Source organism: Methylobacterium sp. Leaf93, assembly GCF_001422345.1.
GTDB lineage: Bacteria > Pseudomonadota > Alphaproteobacteria > Rhizobiales > Beijerinckiaceae > Methylobacterium > Methylobacterium bullatum.
Map to the genome: position 1 here is coordinate 59,281 of NZ_LMMS01000031.1, position 14,335 is coordinate 73,615.

Here is a 14,335-nt window from a genome sequence, read left to right on the forward strand (position 1 = left end):
AGATCAACGAGGCCGCGATCTCCTGACGTCGAGGCACCAAATTTTTTTCCGGGCCGCTACAGCGGAGACCCGACCAGGACGAGGAGGGGCGTGAGACGCGTGACGCGCACGTTCATCGTCGCTGCGATCACGTCCAGGGCGTCGTCCGTGTTGTGGGGGTCGAAGGCTCCCGTGACCCGCCGCTCGCCGGCCTTGGCGTCGACGAGGACGACGCGGCCGTGGCGGTAGCGGTCGAGTTCCTCGAGGACGGCCGACAGCTTTTCGCCCGAAAACACGAGGCGCCCCTCTCGCCAGGCCACGCTCCGGCTCAGATCCGCCTTGACGACGCCGAAGGGCGCCCCGTCCTCGCGGCGAACCGCCTCGCCCGCCGAAACCAGCATGTGCCGGTGCTCGTCCGCCACATCGACACGGCCTTCGGTGACTCCGACAGGGCTGTCCGCACCGTCCGCGCGGACGAAGAAGCGCGTGCCGATCGCCCGCACGCTCAAGCCATTGCCGCGCACCACGAAGGTGCGCCGGGGGTCCGGGACGACGTCGAAGAACGCCTCTCCGCGCAGGAGTTCGATCCCGCGTTCGGTGTCGGAGAAGCGCAGAGCCACCGCCGTGTCGGTGTTGAGGTCGATGCGGCTCCCGTCGGCCAGGACCGAATGCCCGATCTCGCCGACGCCGCTCCAGAGATCGGAGCGGAACCGGTCGATGAGGCCGAGCTGATGGATCAACGCGGCGCACAGGATGACCGCCACGGCGAGGGCGGCGGGTCCCGTCGGCGAGGTGCGTCGCCGCCGCGGGTCGGGCACATGGCCGAGCCTGCGCCAGAGCGCATCCATCTCGGCATAGGCCTCGGCATGGGCCGGATCGGCATCGCGCCACTCCGCGAAGGCGTCGCGGTCCTCGTCGGTCGCATCGGGGGAGGAGAGCCGCGCGACCCAGCCGGCCGCAACCTCGAAGACGGGATCCTCGTCATCGCCCGCCTGTGCGTCGGTCGTGTCGCCCTTGGTCACGGTTCTGCTCTCCGGACCCCATTCCGGCCCAGAGGGCCGGGCCGTGTGTCCCTATTCTCTAGGATCAACGAAGGGTCCGATACCTGACGTCGCCTCTCACAGGAGATCGCGGCAATGGCGGCGGCACTGCAGGAGGGCCTTGATGAGGTGTTTCTCGACCATGTTGCGGCTGATGCCCAGACGCACGGCGACCTCGCCGTTGGAATGGCCGTCGATGCGAGCGAGTAGGAACACCTCCCGGCACCGGGGCGGCAGCGCGTCGATGGCGGCGGCGAGTCGCCTGAGCTCCTGGCGCGCCATCACCTGCCGTTCCGGCAGGGCATGGCCATCGACGACCTCGGACATCTCCGCGTCGGTGACGGACTGGAACAGCGTTCCTTCGAGCCGCTGCCGGTTTCGCATCCGCAGGGCGACGTTGTTGGCGACCTGGAACAGGAAGGCGGAGGGGTTCTCGACGCTGGTGCGCGAGAGCGCCGCGAGCATGCGCAGGTAGGTCTCCTGGTGGGCGTCGGCCGCATCGGCGGAGTTGCCGAGCAAACGCAGCAGGAAACGCTGAAGCTTCGCGCCTTGGCTACGATGCAGCGCATCCATGGATACCAGCTGCATGACACCAGCTCCCATCACCTCGGGATCATCGCGGGATCGCACAATCTTTCGGAGCTGGAAACAAAGAGGTACGTTGCAAATTATGCAAGCGTTTCAATAGTTTATATGACCTCTAAAATAGGCGGCCGATAACAGAACAAGCCTTTGTGTTTCTATCGGAAACATCTTTCGCAGTCGGTCCTCGTGCCAAACCACCTCGCTCCCCGCAGGACGCGAAAGCCTTCCCCCTGTTGCGCTGCGAGCACATCTCCCAGTCATTCGCGGGCCTGAGGCCGGTCGGCGATCACATCTCCATGATCGGGGACGCGACCCGAGCCCCACCTCGCTCGGCCAGGACGGGAGCCGGGCGCCGGGTCCCGCCGCGGCGGCCTATGCGCCCGGCAGAGCGACGGTCCAGGGCTCGTCGAGCCGGACCTCTTCGAGATTGATGCCCGTCCCGCCGCGATCGACCACAAGGAACTCCTGGGGGGCGCCGAAGGGGGTCAGCACGCCGTGCCAGGTGCCGACGTCGTAGCAGACCCCCTGGCCCGACGCCGTGACGAAGGCCTGCGGCGGGCCGGGCCGCCCGTCCTCGTCGGGGCAGACCACGACGAGGAACGGCGCGGCATTCAGCGGCACGAAGGCCTGCGCGCCGAGGGGATGGCGTTCGATAAGACCGACGCTCAGCGGCAAGGGATAGGGCTCGGCTTCCACGAGGCCGATCACCACCCGCGCGCCCTCTCCGATGGCGCAGACCTCCGCCAGATCGTGGAAGCGGCGCGCCATCCCCGCATTCATCGGGCGCGGATCGACGGCCGCCTTGTCGATGACCGTCCCGAACGGGGCGAAGGCCTCGCGCGTGAGCGGGCGGGCGACGATGTGGCGGGCGCTCATCACCCGATCCTGCGCGGCGTCAGGGCCGGATGGCGGTTGACGTCCTTGTAGAGCAGGTAGCGGAAGGGGCCGGGGCCGCCCGCGTAACAGGCTTGGGGGCAGAAGGCGCGCAGCCACATGAAATCGCCGGCCTCCACTTCGACCCAGTCGCGGTTGAGCCGATAGACCGCCTTGCCTTCGAGCACGAAGAGCCCGTGCTCCATGACGTGAGTCTCCTCGAAGGGGATCGAGGCGCCGGGCTGAAGCGTCACGATGTTCACGTGCATGTCGTGGCGCACGTCGTCGGGGGAGACGAAGCGGGTCGTGGCCCAGACGCCGTTCGTACCGGTCATGCCCCGGGGCTCGATCTCGGAATCGTGGCGGATGAAGGCGGGGGGCACGTCGATGCCCGGCACGGGCTCGTAGGCCTTGCGGATCCAGTGGAAGCGGGTCGGCTCGTCGCCGCCATTGCGCAACGTCCAGGCGGCGCCCGGCGGCAGATAGACGTAGCTGCCCGGCCGCAGGGCATGCGTTGTCCCGTCGAGGACGAGGCTGGCATGACCGCCGACCACGAACAGCACGCCCTCGGCATGGGAATCGAGTTCCGGGCGTTCGCTGCCGCCGCCGGGGGCGACCTCCATCAGGTACTGGGCGAAGGTCTCGGAGAAGCCGGAGAGCGGCCGGGACAGGATCCAGGCGCGGGTGTCGTCCCAGAACGGCAGCACGCTGGTGACGATGTCACTCATCACGCCCTTCGGGATGACCGCATAGGCTTCCGTGAACACGGCCCGGCCGGTCATCAGCGCGGTCTGGGGCGGCAGGCCCCCGCAGGGCGGGTTGTAGGAAGAGGCGGTCATGGGCTCGTCTCCAACAGGTCATGCGGCCCGTCCGGACCATCGTCGTCGCGGGCGCGGCGCCGGATGCGCCCCCGGAGCCTACGCCTTGGCGAGGGGGCTATCGAGCACCGCCGCCGTGTCGGTGGCGACCTCTCCGTTCAGGACGCGGTGGGCCTGCGCCCGGTCGATATCGCCCTCCCAGGCGGCGATGACCACCGTCGCCACGCAATTGCCGATGAGGTTGCCGAGGGCCCGGGCGATGCCGACGAACCAATCGATGGACAGAACCAGCACCAGCCCGATCACCGGGATTTCCGGCACCGCCGACAGGGTCGCCGCCAGGACGACGATGGCCGATCCGGGGACGCCATGTGCGCCCTTGGAGGTCAGGAGGGCGATGCCGAGGATCAGCATCAGGTGCCCGAAGGACAGGGGCGTGTTGGTGGCCTGAGCGATGAAGACGGTGGCGAGGGTGAGGTAGAGGGAGAAGGCGTCGAGGTTGAACGAGTAGCCCGTGGGGATCACGAGGCCGACGGTAGAATCGCGGATGCCGAGCCGTTCGAGCTTGCGCATGATCTGCGGCAGCACGCTGTCGGAGGAGGCCGTGCCCGCCACCACCATGAGTTCCTCGCGCAGATAGGCCAGGAGCTTCAGGATGCTGAAGCCAGCCGCGCGCAGGATCGCGCCCAGCACGACGAAAACGAAGAAGGCGACGCCCACATAGAACAGGGCCACCAGCATCCCGAGCTGCTGCAGGGAGCCGATGCCGTACTTGCCGACCGTGAAGGCGACGGCGCCGAGGACGCCGAGGGGGGCCAGCCGCACGATGAAGCCGATGATCTTGAACAGGACGGCGGTGATCCGTTCGATGCTCTGCGCCAGGGGCTGCCCGTGCTCGCCGAGCAGCGCCAATCCCGAACCGAACAGGATCGCGATGATGAGGACCTGGAGGATGTCGCCCTTGGCGAAGGCGTCGACGATCGTGGTCGGGATGATCTTCATCAGGAAGTCGACGGTGCCCGTCACCTGCCCGACCCGGTCGGTGTAACTGGCGATCGCCTTGGCATCGAGGGTGGCGGGATCGATGTTCATCCCGGCCCCCGGCGCGAACACGTAGGCGAGGACGATGCCGAGGACGAGGGCCAGGGTCGTGACCGCCTCGAAATAGATCAGCGCCTTGAGACCGACCCGGCCGACCTTGCGCAGGTCCCCCGCCCCGACGATGCCGTGCACGACGACACCGAAGACCAGGGGCGCGATCGCCATCTTGATCAGCTTGATGAACCCGTCGCCGAGAGGCTTCAGGGCGACGGCGAAATCAGGCCATACGACGCCGACGACGATCCCGAGGACGAGGGCCGCGACCACCTGACCGAACAGGGACGCAAAGAAGCGCCGCATGCGAACCTCCAACCGTTGCTTCAGGCCGTTCTTCGCTCCACGTGCCCGGCCCCGGTGCATCGGAAGGTTCGCCGAGGGTAGGCGGAACGTCCTGCGAAATCCTGCAGGAGCGGCATGTCGTCACCCATCGCCGCGCGCAGCATTGTTTGTGCCGAGGCGGCCGTCAAATATCTCTTTCGTCGCCATTAAGAGCTTCCACATATGAATGGCGGCTATGGAACTGCGCCACCTCCGCTACTTCGTCGCCATTAAGAGCTTCCACATATGAATGGCGGCTATGGAACTGCGCCACCTCCGCTACTTCGTCGCCGTCGCAGAAAAGCTGAGTTTCACGGCGGCGGCGGAAGCCCTCGGCGTGGCGCAGCCGCCGCTGAGCCAGCAGATCCGCGATCTGGAGGCAGAGATCGGAACCTGCCTGCTGGAGCGGACGACCCGCCGCGTCTCGCTCACCCAGGCGGGCCAGGATTTCCTGGTCCGGGCGAAGGCCATCCTCCACAGCGCGCAGGACGCCACAGAGCGGGCGCATGCCATCGGCTGCGGGAGCGTCGGCGTGCTCAATGTCGGCCTGACGGGCTCGATGCTCGCCGGACCGCTCGGCGGACTGATCCATCAATTCCAGGAGACCTTCGCCAGCGTCGACATCCAGATCCACGAAATGTCGCCGGACAAGCAGATCGCCGCGCTGAAATCGGGGCAGACGGACATCAGTTTCCTGCGCACGCCGCCGCAGGACCCGGACCTCATGAGCGAACTGGCCTGGAGCGAGGGGATCGCCGTCGTCCTGCCCAAGGGCCACGAAATCGTGAGCGATTCAGTGACCCTGAGCCGCCTCAAGGACGAGAAGTTCGTCTTCCTGCGCCTGCGTGATTCGCTGTTTGCCAAGCACATCCTGCAATGCTGCATCGGCGCCGGTTTCTACCCGACCATCTCACAGCAGGCGGTGGAGGCCGCCTCGCTCACCAGCCTTGTGGCGGCGGGATTCGGTGTCGCCCTGATCCCGGAATTCGTGGCGAAGCTCGCCCATGCGAACGTCACTTACAGGCCCGTCGTCTCGCCGATCCTGTCGGCGGATGTCCATGCCCTCTATCATCTGCGCTCGGGACCGATGGCGCAGAATTTCCTAGCCCTGATGCGCAGCGACGCGGAGCGTCTGGCCGCCGAATTACGGCGAGGATGAAGCCTCGGTCAGCCGCCGACTGGCGTTCAGCATTGGCTAACCAATCGGGCCCACCCTGGCGGCCATGTCGAAACAAAGCATGTCGAAACGAACCGTCAAAACCGCACGATGCGCCCTCTGGCTGGCCTCGCTGGCCCTCTGTTGCGTGTGCGCCTTCCAACTGATGAAGATCCCCAAGACCGCCCCTCAGCCCGGTCCCCACGCCTCGCTCAGCCGCGACCCCGACACGACGGGATCGATCGACGCACGACCGGTGAAGGTCTGCCGACCGACCGTCTGTTAATGACTCCCCACCGATCGGCCGGGATGGACACCATTCGTTAACCACGGCGCCGCACTGATGGGGCAACCCAACTTGCAGGTACCCGAGTGTTCCAGGCCCGTTCGATCGGCATCGAAGATTTCAACGACGACTGCCCCGTTTCCGGCGAACAGCTCGGGACGATCTACCGCGCTCAAGCCGACGCGATCCCCGCGCTGATGGCCACCCTCCCCGAGCGGACTCGCGCCCGCCTCGCCGCCTTCCTCTATGCCCGAAGCCATACCCGCGAACTCGGAACCAAGGTCGCCGCTTCCTGCCATGCGACCACCCTGCGACAGGTCGCCGGCGATCTCGGCGACGCGATCCATCGGCAGTCCCGGCAGGGCTACACGCCCCCCACCTACGGCGACGGCCACCGCGCGTCGAAGAAGGGCGTCAGCCTCGCGGGATCAGGGATGACGGGTAGCTATCGTCTCTGAACCTAACAGGACCGGCTGGCGCAGCTAATCCATGCCGCGCGCGGCGCGCCACGCGGCCAAGGCGCCCTCGCGGGCGTCGTAGAGGCGTCGGAGGCGACTTCCCTCCTCGCCCCGGCCCGCGCGCTGGGCCGCCATCTCGTCGATCCTCTCAGATCCGAACACGCTCGCCAGTTCCGCGATCCACGCCGCGTCGGCAGCGATCAGGTCGGCCTCCGTGGAGGCGAGCACGGGGGTGGAGAAACCCGGGAAAACGTTGAGATTCATCCGCCCACATACGGAGCGGCATACAATAAAGTTTCATACCTCATTTCAGGGGGCGGTCTGGCCAGTGGGCGGTCTGGCGCCACCCTCCGCCTCTCCGTGGGGAGGAAACCCGACAGGCCCTCTGGATCGGGCGTGTGTCCCGAAGGGTGATTTTTCCTAGCAGATGGCCTATGCCCATGCCCGTTTGCGCGAAGACGCATCTCGGGAGGCAGGCATCGCCGACGCAACGATTACGCGCGCACCGTCGCGTCTGCGCTCGCTGGCGGGCCTCGTGGCCGCCACCGTCCTGCTGCCCCTGGCCGTCATGCTGCTCGGGGTCTGGGAGCAGGAGCGCGCCGCGGCCGACTGGGCCGATCTCGATGCGGAGCGCCTGCACCTGACGCGGATCGTCCAGGATCTCGAGGCGCGGGAGCCACGGGACGGCCGCATCGATTTCCGCATGCAGTTCCGCCGCAACGGTCAAACCTATGGCGGCCCCCTCGCCCTGGTTCAGGCCCGCGCGGCGCGCGACGAGGCCGCGACCCTGACCCTGCTGATGGACTGGCGCCGGACGCTGCCGCCCGTCGTCATCGCGGCCGGGGGCATCGCGGCGTCCCTGTCCGTCCTCGTCCTCCTGGCCGGCGCCGTGCTGGGATGGATAGGGAGGGCCTCGCGGGACGTGCTGGTGGGGGGCTTCTCCCTGGTGCGACGGCTGCTGCCACCCATCCTCGCCATCCAGGTCCTCCTCACCGCCGGAGGGTTCGTCGCCGCCGTGATCTTCGAGGCCGGCATCCTCGCCAGGCCCGGTCTCGGCAGCGGAGAGATCAAGCTGCTCATGATCGCCGCCGTGGCCGTCGGGGCCGTCCTCGTCACGGCGGGCGCGACCGTCCTCGGGCTGCGCCGCGCCCTGGCCGCGTTCGAGCCCGATCCGCTGCCGATCCTCGGCCGGACCGTCTCGCCGGCGGAAGCGCCCGGCCTGTGGCGTCTCACCGAGGGGCTCGCCGAACGGCTCGGAGCGCTCAAGCCCGATTCCGTGGTGGTGGGCCTCACCGGAGGCTTCTTCGTCAGTGCCGGGCCGGCCGTGGTGGAGCCGGGGGGCGAGCGGCTGACGGGCCGCATCCTCTACCTGCCGCTGCCCTACCTCGCCCTGATGCGCGGCGACGAGGTGGCGGCGATCATCGGCCACGAACTCGCCCACTACGCCGGGGGCGACACCGCCTACAGCCAGCGCTTCCTGCCGATCTATGCCGGGGTCGGTCGCTCCCTCGACGCGGTGGCGGAGGGGCATGCCGGATCCTTCGGTCTGCTGACCCCGTCCTTGCGCCTCGGCGCCTTCGTGATGGAGCGGTTCCACCTCGCCGTGCGGCACTGGAGTAGGGCGCGGGAATTCGCCGCCGACGCCGCCGGCGCCGGGCCAACCTCGCCGGATGCCGCCGCGCGGGCGCTGCTCCGCACCGGCGCGGTTCAGCCGCGCATCGCCGAAATGCTCGATGCCGCGGCCGAGAAGCCCGGATCGGCCCCCGCCGATCTCGTCGCCGCCATCCTCGATCACGTGATCGCACGCGGCCTCGACGACCCGGCCACGCATCTGGAGGCCGAGCAGCCCCACCCCACCGATACCCATCCGCCGACCCGCGAGCGCATCGCCGCCCTCGGCAGGACGCTCGACGCCGAACTCCTGGCCGCGTCTGCCATCGTGCCGCCACCGCACGCGCTGGGTCAGCTCGCCGCCTATTTCGCGGACCCCGCCGGATTGTGCCGGACGGCCACGGCGGATTTCCGGGGGGCCGTGGAGGAGCATGACGCGGCCGTACGGGCGCATCTCGAAGCGACGGCGGCGGCGATCGGCACCGAGGAGCGGGTACTGCGCGAGAACAGCCGGCCCGGCGCCATCGTCCTCGCGGTCACCGGACTGCTCTTCGCCTCTTTCGCCCTCGGCCTGGTGACCCTCGGCTTTCCGGGATTGTCGGCCTGGGAAGCGCGCCTTGTGGCATGGGTGGCCCTTGCCTGCGGGGCCGCGCTTGCGGGTTTCGGCCTGTTCAGGCTGTGGCGGGGTGAGCGGACCACGATGATCCTGCGGCCCGAAGCCCTGGTGATCCCCGGCCTCGACCGGCCCATCCCCTGGGACGACATGGCCGACCTCGACATGACGCTGCAGCAGACCGGAATCGTCACGCGCCTGTTGCTGCCGCCGGAAGCGCCGTTCCCGCAGCTTGTGCCGGGGGGCCGGAAGATCCGCCTCGACCCCAAGCGCCGCATCGTCACGATCAGGGCCGGCCTGCCGCGCAAGATGACGCTGCAGGACTTCGCCGACCTGATCGGCCGCTACCGCCACGCGGCGGAAGCGCGTCGCGTCCTCGCCGAGGCCGGCTCATCCCCGGCCCGCTCCACCCCCGACGCCAGAGCCACGTGAGGCCCACAGCCATGACCGCTCCCGCGAAAAGCCCGGACACCTTGCGCCTCCCCCCTCCCCGCCAGGGCTGGGGCAACATGGTCTGGACGCTGTTCGGCCTCGCGGCGCTCGCGGGCCTCCTGGGCGCCTGCCTCGTCTACACGGCGCCGCCGCTGCTCTCGGACTGGCAGGTCCGCGACACGGCCCATCCCGTCGCCGACGCGCGGGTGACGGACGGTAAGTGCAGCGCCAAGATCGTGCTCCATATCTGCGACGCGACGCTGAACCTGCGCACGCCCACCGGCACCGTGGCGCGCCGGGTGAACTACGTGTTCACCGGCCTGCATGTGGGCGATTACAGCATCCGGGTGATGGCCGATGCGGGCCGTCCCGACCTCGTCACCACCGATCTCGGCCTCGACCGGCTGTGGAACCGCACCCTCACCTTCCTGGCGATCACCGGGGCGCTGGCCGCCGTCATCGTGCTGGGCATCGCCGGGATGATCCGCAACCGGCGCGCGGCCTCCTGAAGGCGCCTCGCTCCGGCCGTCGAACCGTTACCCTAGGCCCGTGATCCGGGGCCAAAGCACCACGAAGGAACCGCTGCATGATGTCACGCCGCCACGTTCTCGAAGCCACCGCCCTCGTCCTGCTCACCGCATCGGCGGCCTGGGCCGAACCGACGGTGGGCCTCGCCGAGCGCCGGGCGATCGCGGCCTACCGCCAGGACCGCTACCCCGCCTACGAGAAGGCGATCCAGGACGCGGCGGGCATGCCCGTGCCGGTGGAGGTCGCCTGGGACCAGCTGACGATCCCCGGCGATGCCAAGTACTATGCGGACGAAGGCTATTTCGGGAAGACGATCTTCGAGCCCATCGCCGCAGGGTTGAAGGAGGTCGGCAAGGACAAGATGGGCCGGGACGCCCTTGCCCAGAAGCTCAAGGCGATCCGCATCCGGTTCGACGAGAAGACCGCGCCGGCCTCGAACTACCCCAACGGGCTGACCTTCGAGGGCGGCACCCTCGACGTGAACTGGCGGCCCTTCTCCAACGTCGCCGACTTCAAGGACAGGGTCGATGCCGTGGTGAAGGTTCTGGAAAAGAACCTCTGATCGCAACGCTGGCCGCGTCTCCTTCAGGCGCGGCCGAGAAGCCGGTGGACCTGCCACGTGATCATCATGCTCGACGCCATCAGGATCGCGTAGAGCAGGTTCAGAAGAAGCGGCGTGTCGTGCATCGGCCCGAACCCGTGCTGGTACGGTGGGAGGAAAGCACCTCCCACGCAACAACCGGGCCATGCTCGCCGACCCACGGATCACGCCGCGTGCGGCGTGGGCACTGCGAAGGCCTTGTTCGAGACCAGGCGCGTGAGGACCGCGACGAGGTCGGTCTGGGTGACGATGCCGAGGATGCTGCGGTCCTCGGCCGTGACCACCACCGCATGCGTGCGCCCGTTGCTCAGCGGCTCGACCAGCGAGAGCACCGGCTCGTCCGCCCTAGCGGTCCGGGCCTCGGACATGACCTGCGCGATGGCCCCATCGCCGCGCAAGGCCAGCTCGCGCAGGCCCAGCGTGCCCGCGAGCCGGCCCGCGCCGTCGACCACGGGCAGCGTCCGGATGTTGTGCTTGAGCAGCAGCTCGCGTGCCTTCGCGACGGACTCGTTCAGTCCGATCGTGACCACGTCCCGCGACATGACCGTGCCGCAGTCGAGCGCGCCATGGGCGCGGGCCATGGCCTGGCTCTCGACCTCGCGGAGCAGCCGGTCCAGGTCGGTCCGGTCGATGTCGAGGGTTTCGTTCAAGGACTGGAGCGCCGCGTCGACGTCGCGGGCATTGAAGCCGACGCGGAGCGGTGCGGGCAGATCGGCCGTTCCATGGACGTTGACGGGCGCCGCCGGCGGAACGTGCGGATATTGCCGTCCCGACAGCCGATGGAAGGCGATGCCGAGGCCGACCAGGATGAGGGAGTTGAGGCAGACGGGGACGAAGGGAAACAGGAAGCCGGACGACGCGATGGCCGGCCCGCCGATGAGCGCCGTCAGGGCGGCGGCACCGCCCGGCGGATGCAGGCAGCGCGTGAACGACATCGCCGCGATGGCGAGGGAGACGCCGACGCCGATGGCCAGCACGGGGTTGGAGATGAAATAGGCCGCCGTGACGCCGATCAGGGCCGAGATCGTGTTGCCGCCGATGATCGGCCAGGGCTGGGCGAGCGGGCTCGCCGGCACGGCGAAGAGGAGCACCGCGGTCGCTCCCATCGGGGCGACGATCAGGGGAATGTGCGGCCCCTCTCCGACGATCCAGCCGCTGACGAGGCCGGTCAGCGCGATACCCAGGAGGGCACCGAGGCAGGCGATGAGACGCTCGCGCAGGGTCGCCCCCGCTAGGATCGGCCGAAACAGGCGAGATCCGAGCAGGTCGCCGAGACGACGTCCAGGACCGGCAATGTTGGACATCCTGTCGTTCTCCCCCCGTGCGACCACCCGCCCCGCCGATCACCGCCGCCCTCGCAGGCTCACGGCCCTGGTATACCAGAAGGAGTTTTACAGGCCGCGCCGAGATTTGCAATCTCGATAGGCATTCTGCCTGCTGGTGAGGCAATCTGGGCGTCCGATCCGGTCGCGAGAAGCTTTCGCCTTCGCATCGCTCACACTTTCGGCTGCCGCCGGGCATGCTGGTGTGAGGCCCTGCCTGCCGATCCCTGTCATGTGATCGGCGATGCGGGTAATCCGATGGGGCTTGCGTCACGGCCCCCTCCGGACCCGTGGCTCCGTCGGACGGCCATGGCGGCTCTCGTCATCGCGCCCCTATGACGCCACACCGCCGAGGCATCGACACCGCCACCGGCTCCACCGTGAAAGAGGCGCATGGAAAGCGTTACCGTCGTCCTGGCCCTGCTGCTGTCCGTCCTCGTCAGCGGCGCCCTCGGCCGCCTGCTTCCGCTGCCGCTGCCGCTGATCCAGATCACCATCGGCGTGGCCCTGGCCCTGGGTCCGTTGCCGAGCACGTCCCTCGACCCCGAAATCTTCTTCCTGGTCTTTCTGCCCCCGCTCCTGTTCCTGGACGGCTGGCGTATTCCCAAGCGCGACCTGTTCCGGGACGGCAAGACCGTTCTGGCCCTCGCGCTCGGCCTCGTGGTCCTGACCGTGCTCGGCATCGGCATGTTGATCCACGGCATGATCCCGGGGATGCCGCTCGCCGTGGCCTTCGCCCTCGCGGCCGTCCTCTCGCCGACGGACCCCATCGCCGTCTCGTCCGTGGCGGCGCAGGCCCCGGTGCCGCGGCGCCTCATGCACATCCTCGAAGGCGAGGCCCTTCTCAACGACGCCACCGGCCTCGTCTGCCTGCGCTTTGCCATCGCCGCCGCCCTCACGGGCACCTTCTCGCTGCCCCAGGCCGCGACCACGTTCGTGTGGCTCGCGCTCGGCGGGATCGGCATCGGCGCCGCGACCACCTTCCTCCTCATGGGCGCGCAGGACCTCCTGCGCCGGCGCACGGGGGAGGATCCCGGCCTGCAGATCCTGTTCAGCCTGCTCACGCCCTTCGGCGCTTATCTGGCCGCCGAGCATGTCCACGCCTCCGGCATCCTCGCCGCCGTCGCGGCGGGCATCGCCATGACCTATGTGGAGATCCAGGGGCGCAGCCTGGGCGCCACCCGCGTCCGGCGCACCGCCGTCTGGGACACGGTGGCTCTGGCCGCCAACGGCGCGATCTTCGTCCTGCTCGGCGAGCAGCTGCCGGAGGTGCTGCGGCAGGCCGTCAAGCAGGCCGACGTCCAGGGGGCGGGCTGGCTCGTCGCCTGGATCCTGGCCATCACCGCCGGCTTGATGGCGATCCGCTTCGTCTGGGTCTGGATCTCGCTCCAGTTCGTGCTGATGAAGGCGCGGCGGAGCGGCGACCGCCGGGAGACGCCGACCCTGCGCCTCGTGGCCGCGACGACCCTCGCGGGCGTCAAGGGCGCCATCACCCTCGCGGGTATCCTGACCCTGCCGCTCACCCTTGCGGACGGCACGCCCTTCCCCGCGCGCGACCTCTCGATCCTGCTGGCCATGGGCGTGATCCTGACCTCGCTCCTCCTGGCGAGCACGGTCTTGCCCCCGCTGCTGCGGGGCCTGCGCCTTCCGCCCGAGCCCAGCCACGATTCCGAGGAGGACGCCGCCCGCGCCGCCGCGCGCGACGACGCCGTGAAGGCGATCGAGGCCCTGCAGCATCGGCTCGTGGAGGAGCAGGAGGACGCCTCCATCGCGGTGGAAGCCAGCGCCCGCGCCATGGACCGCTACGAGGGCCTTGAAGCGGCGACGGCTGAGCCGCGAAAGGATGTCAGCCGCATCAAGCAGCTCGCCCTCACCGAGAAGCGCCTGCGCCTCGCCGGCATCGAGGCCGAGCGCCAAGCCCTCTATCGCCTGCGCCGCTCGGAGGCCATCGACGACGTGGTGCTGCGGCGGCTCGTCCGGGAAATCGACCTGGTGGAGGCGCGCCTCGTGGTCTGAGCGGATCGGGCGGGATCTGGGCGCGCGATATAATCCATGACAGCGCGTGCGCGCGAGCACGCCAAGAATGGAGATGGCGCCCCATATTCATTTCCAACAGCAACAAGCAGACCTCATTCCAGATATTCAGCTTATAGGAGCCACGTCATCCCCATGAAGACCCGTATTGCCGCCATTGCCACTGCCCTTGTTCTTGGCGCTTCTTCGATTTCGTCGGCGATGGCTTACGATCGTCCCTCCCGCTACACGGGGTTTTCGTCTTACGATGTCGAGACGACGGGTTCGCTCCAGTCTCGTGGTGATGTCTTCTCGCGCAACCCGGCCACCTGCCCGATGAGTTCGGCCGCCGAAGGCAACGCCAACCAGCAGAACTTCCCGGTCCAGCAATACGGCCAGACCTCGGGCGGGAACCGCTGCTGATCGGTCGACGAGGGTTCGCCGATGAAGCTGAAACCGTTCAACTACGCGATGATCGGCGTGTTCGCCGTCGGCCTCATCGCGACGATCGTCGGCTCGCTGAAGGTCGCCCTGGGGTTCTGAGACCCCTTGGATCCGAGACGTCCTGCCAGGCCTCGATGAGTTCGCCTCATCGGGGCCT

At 68.6% G+C, this 14,335-nt stretch carries 14 protein-coding genes; 7 read left to right on the top strand and 7 right to left on the bottom strand.

What is annotated here, in order from left to right:
- Nucleotides 1-56: 56 nt before the first annotated feature.
- The 5 genes from ASF26_RS21165 to ASF26_RS21185 all read right to left on the bottom strand — a co-directional run bounded on the left by ASF26_RS21165 (nucleotide 57) and on the right by ASF26_RS21185 (nucleotide 4,696).
- Complete coding sequence (locus tag ASF26_RS21165) at nucleotides 57-1,001, bottom strand: FecR family protein (RefSeq protein WP_056258989.1); 945 nt, start codon at nucleotides 999-1,001, stop codon at nucleotides 57-59.
- A gap of 96 nt (nucleotides 1,002-1,097) precedes the next feature.
- Nucleotides 1,098-1,607 (bottom strand): RNA polymerase sigma factor, encoded by a 510-nt coding sequence (locus tag ASF26_RS21170; protein ID WP_082477735.1) that lies wholly within the window; start codon nucleotides 1,605-1,607, stop codon nucleotides 1,098-1,100.
- Between the two features lie 369 nt (nucleotides 1,608-1,976).
- Nucleotides 1,977-2,480: an ureidoglycolate lyase gene (locus ASF26_RS21175; protein ID WP_056258995.1), complete on the bottom strand. Its 504-nt coding sequence runs from the start codon at nucleotides 2,478-2,480 to the stop codon at nucleotides 1,977-1,979.
- Nucleotides 2,480-3,316 carry a bifunctional allantoicase/(S)-ureidoglycine aminohydrolase gene (locus tag ASF26_RS21180; protein WP_056258999.1) on the bottom strand — a complete coding sequence of 279 codons (837 nt, stop codon included), beginning with the start codon at nucleotides 3,314-3,316 and terminating at the stop codon, nucleotides 2,480-2,482. The genes ASF26_RS21175 and ASF26_RS21180 overlap by 1 nt, the downstream gene beginning before the upstream one ends.
- A 78-nt stretch (nucleotides 3,317-3,394) precedes the next feature.
- Complete coding sequence (locus tag ASF26_RS21185; protein ID WP_056259002.1) at nucleotides 3,395-4,696, bottom strand: dicarboxylate/amino acid:cation symporter; 1,302 nt, start codon at nucleotides 4,694-4,696, stop codon at nucleotides 3,395-3,397.
- Between the two features lie 277 nt (nucleotides 4,697-4,973).
- On the opposite strand from ASF26_RS21185, the gene ASF26_RS21190 reads away from it, so the two are divergent.
- On the top strand, nucleotides 4,974-5,873 hold the full coding sequence (locus ASF26_RS21190; RefSeq protein WP_056259005.1) for a LysR family transcriptional regulator: 900 nt from the start codon (nucleotides 4,974-4,976) through the stop codon (nucleotides 5,871-5,873).
- Nucleotides 5,874-6,242: 369 nt separating this feature from the next.
- Entirely contained in the window at nucleotides 6,243-6,614 is a 372-nt protein-coding gene (locus ASF26_RS21195; protein WP_056259008.1) for a hypothetical protein, read from the top strand.
- Nucleotides 6,615-6,638: 24 nt separating this feature from the next.
- On the opposite strand, the gene ASF26_RS21200 is transcribed toward ASF26_RS21195, so the two are convergent.
- A complete protein-coding gene (locus ASF26_RS21200; protein WP_056259011.1) occupies nucleotides 6,639-6,878 on the bottom strand; it encodes a hypothetical protein in 240 nt (79 codons plus the stop codon).
- Nucleotides 6,879-7,182: 304 nt separating this feature from the next.
- Between ASF26_RS21200 and ASF26_RS21205 the strand changes: the two genes are divergently transcribed.
- The 3 genes from ASF26_RS21205 to ASF26_RS21215 all read left to right on the top strand — a co-directional run bounded on the left by ASF26_RS21205 (nucleotide 7,183) and on the right by ASF26_RS21215 (nucleotide 10,360).
- Entirely contained in the window at nucleotides 7,183-9,270 is a 2,088-nt protein-coding gene (locus ASF26_RS21205; protein WP_056259279.1) for a M48 family metallopeptidase, read from the top strand.
- An 11-nt stretch (nucleotides 9,271-9,281) separates the two neighbouring features.
- Nucleotides 9,282-9,779, top strand: a complete 498-nt coding sequence (locus ASF26_RS21210; protein WP_056259016.1) for a hypothetical protein — start codon at nucleotides 9,282-9,284, stop codon at nucleotides 9,777-9,779.
- Nucleotides 9,780-9,856: 77 nt separating this feature from the next.
- A complete protein-coding gene (locus tag ASF26_RS21215) occupies nucleotides 9,857-10,360 on the top strand; it encodes a hypothetical protein (protein WP_056141141.1) in 504 nt (167 codons plus the stop codon).
- Between the two features lie 203 nt (nucleotides 10,361-10,563).
- Here ASF26_RS21215 and ASF26_RS21220 read toward each other — a convergent pair whose 3' ends face one another.
- Nucleotides 10,564-11,703 carry an HPP family protein gene (locus tag ASF26_RS21220; RefSeq protein WP_056259019.1) on the bottom strand — a complete coding sequence of 380 codons (1,140 nt, stop codon included), beginning with the start codon at nucleotides 11,701-11,703 and terminating at the stop codon, nucleotides 10,564-10,566.
- Nucleotides 11,704-12,114: 411 nt separating this feature from the next.
- Here ASF26_RS21220 and ASF26_RS21225 point away from each other — a divergent pair, with 411 nt between their 5' ends.
- Together ASF26_RS21225 and ASF26_RS21230 are read left to right on the top strand one after the other, a co-directional pair.
- Nucleotides 12,115-13,737, top strand: a complete 1,623-nt coding sequence (locus ASF26_RS21225; RefSeq protein ID WP_056259022.1) for a Na+/H+ antiporter — start codon at nucleotides 12,115-12,117, stop codon at nucleotides 13,735-13,737.
- A gap of 153 nt (nucleotides 13,738-13,890) precedes the next feature.
- Nucleotides 13,891-14,157 (top strand): hypothetical protein, encoded by a 267-nt coding sequence (locus tag ASF26_RS21230; RefSeq protein WP_056259025.1) that lies wholly within the window; start codon nucleotides 13,891-13,893, stop codon nucleotides 14,155-14,157.
- Nucleotides 14,158-14,335 lie beyond the last annotated feature (178 nt).

What these genes read in the sequence shown, in the direction of transcription:
- ASF26_RS21205 (WP_056259279.1), top strand. Translation starts at nt 7,183, where the DNA reads ATGCTGCTCGGGGTCTGGGAGCAGGAGCGCGCCGCGGCCGACTGGGCC.
- ASF26_RS21220 (WP_056259019.1), bottom strand. Translation starts at nt 11,703, where the DNA reads ATGTCCAACATTGCCGGTCCTGGACGTCGTCTCGGCGACCTGCTCGGA.
- ASF26_RS21225 (WP_056259022.1), top strand. Translation starts at nt 12,115, where the DNA reads ATGGAAAGCGTTACCGTCGTCCTGGCCCTGCTGCTGTCCGTCCTCGTC.
- ASF26_RS21170 (WP_082477735.1), bottom strand. Translation starts at nt 1,607, where the DNA reads ATGCAGCTGGTATCCATGGATGCGCTGCATCGTAGCCAAGGCGCGAAG.
- ASF26_RS21200 (WP_056259011.1), bottom strand. Translation starts at nt 6,878, where the DNA reads ATGAATCTCAACGTTTTCCCGGGTTTCTCCACCCCCGTGCTCGCCTCC.
- ASF26_RS21185 (WP_056259002.1), bottom strand. Translation starts at nt 4,696, where the DNA reads ATGCGGCGCTTCTTTGCGTCCCTGTTCGGTCAGGTGGTCGCGGCCCTC.
- ASF26_RS21215 (WP_056141141.1), top strand. Translation starts at nt 9,857, where the DNA reads ATGATGTCACGCCGCCACGTTCTCGAAGCCACCGCCCTCGTCCTGCTC.
- ASF26_RS21180 (WP_056258999.1), bottom strand. Translation starts at nt 3,316, where the DNA reads ATGACCGCCTCTTCCTACAACCCGCCCTGCGGGGGCCTGCCGCCCCAG.
- ASF26_RS21210 (WP_056259016.1), top strand. Translation starts at nt 9,282, where the DNA reads ATGACCGCTCCCGCGAAAAGCCCGGACACCTTGCGCCTCCCCCCTCCC.
- ASF26_RS21175 (WP_056258995.1), bottom strand. Translation starts at nt 2,480, where the DNA reads ATGAGCGCCCGCCACATCGTCGCCCGCCCGCTCACGCGCGAGGCCTTC.
- ASF26_RS21230 (WP_056259025.1), top strand. Translation starts at nt 13,891, where the DNA reads ATGAAGACCCGTATTGCCGCCATTGCCACTGCCCTTGTTCTTGGCGCT.
- ASF26_RS21190 (WP_056259005.1), top strand. Translation starts at nt 4,974, where the DNA reads ATGGAACTGCGCCACCTCCGCTACTTCGTCGCCGTCGCAGAAAAGCTG.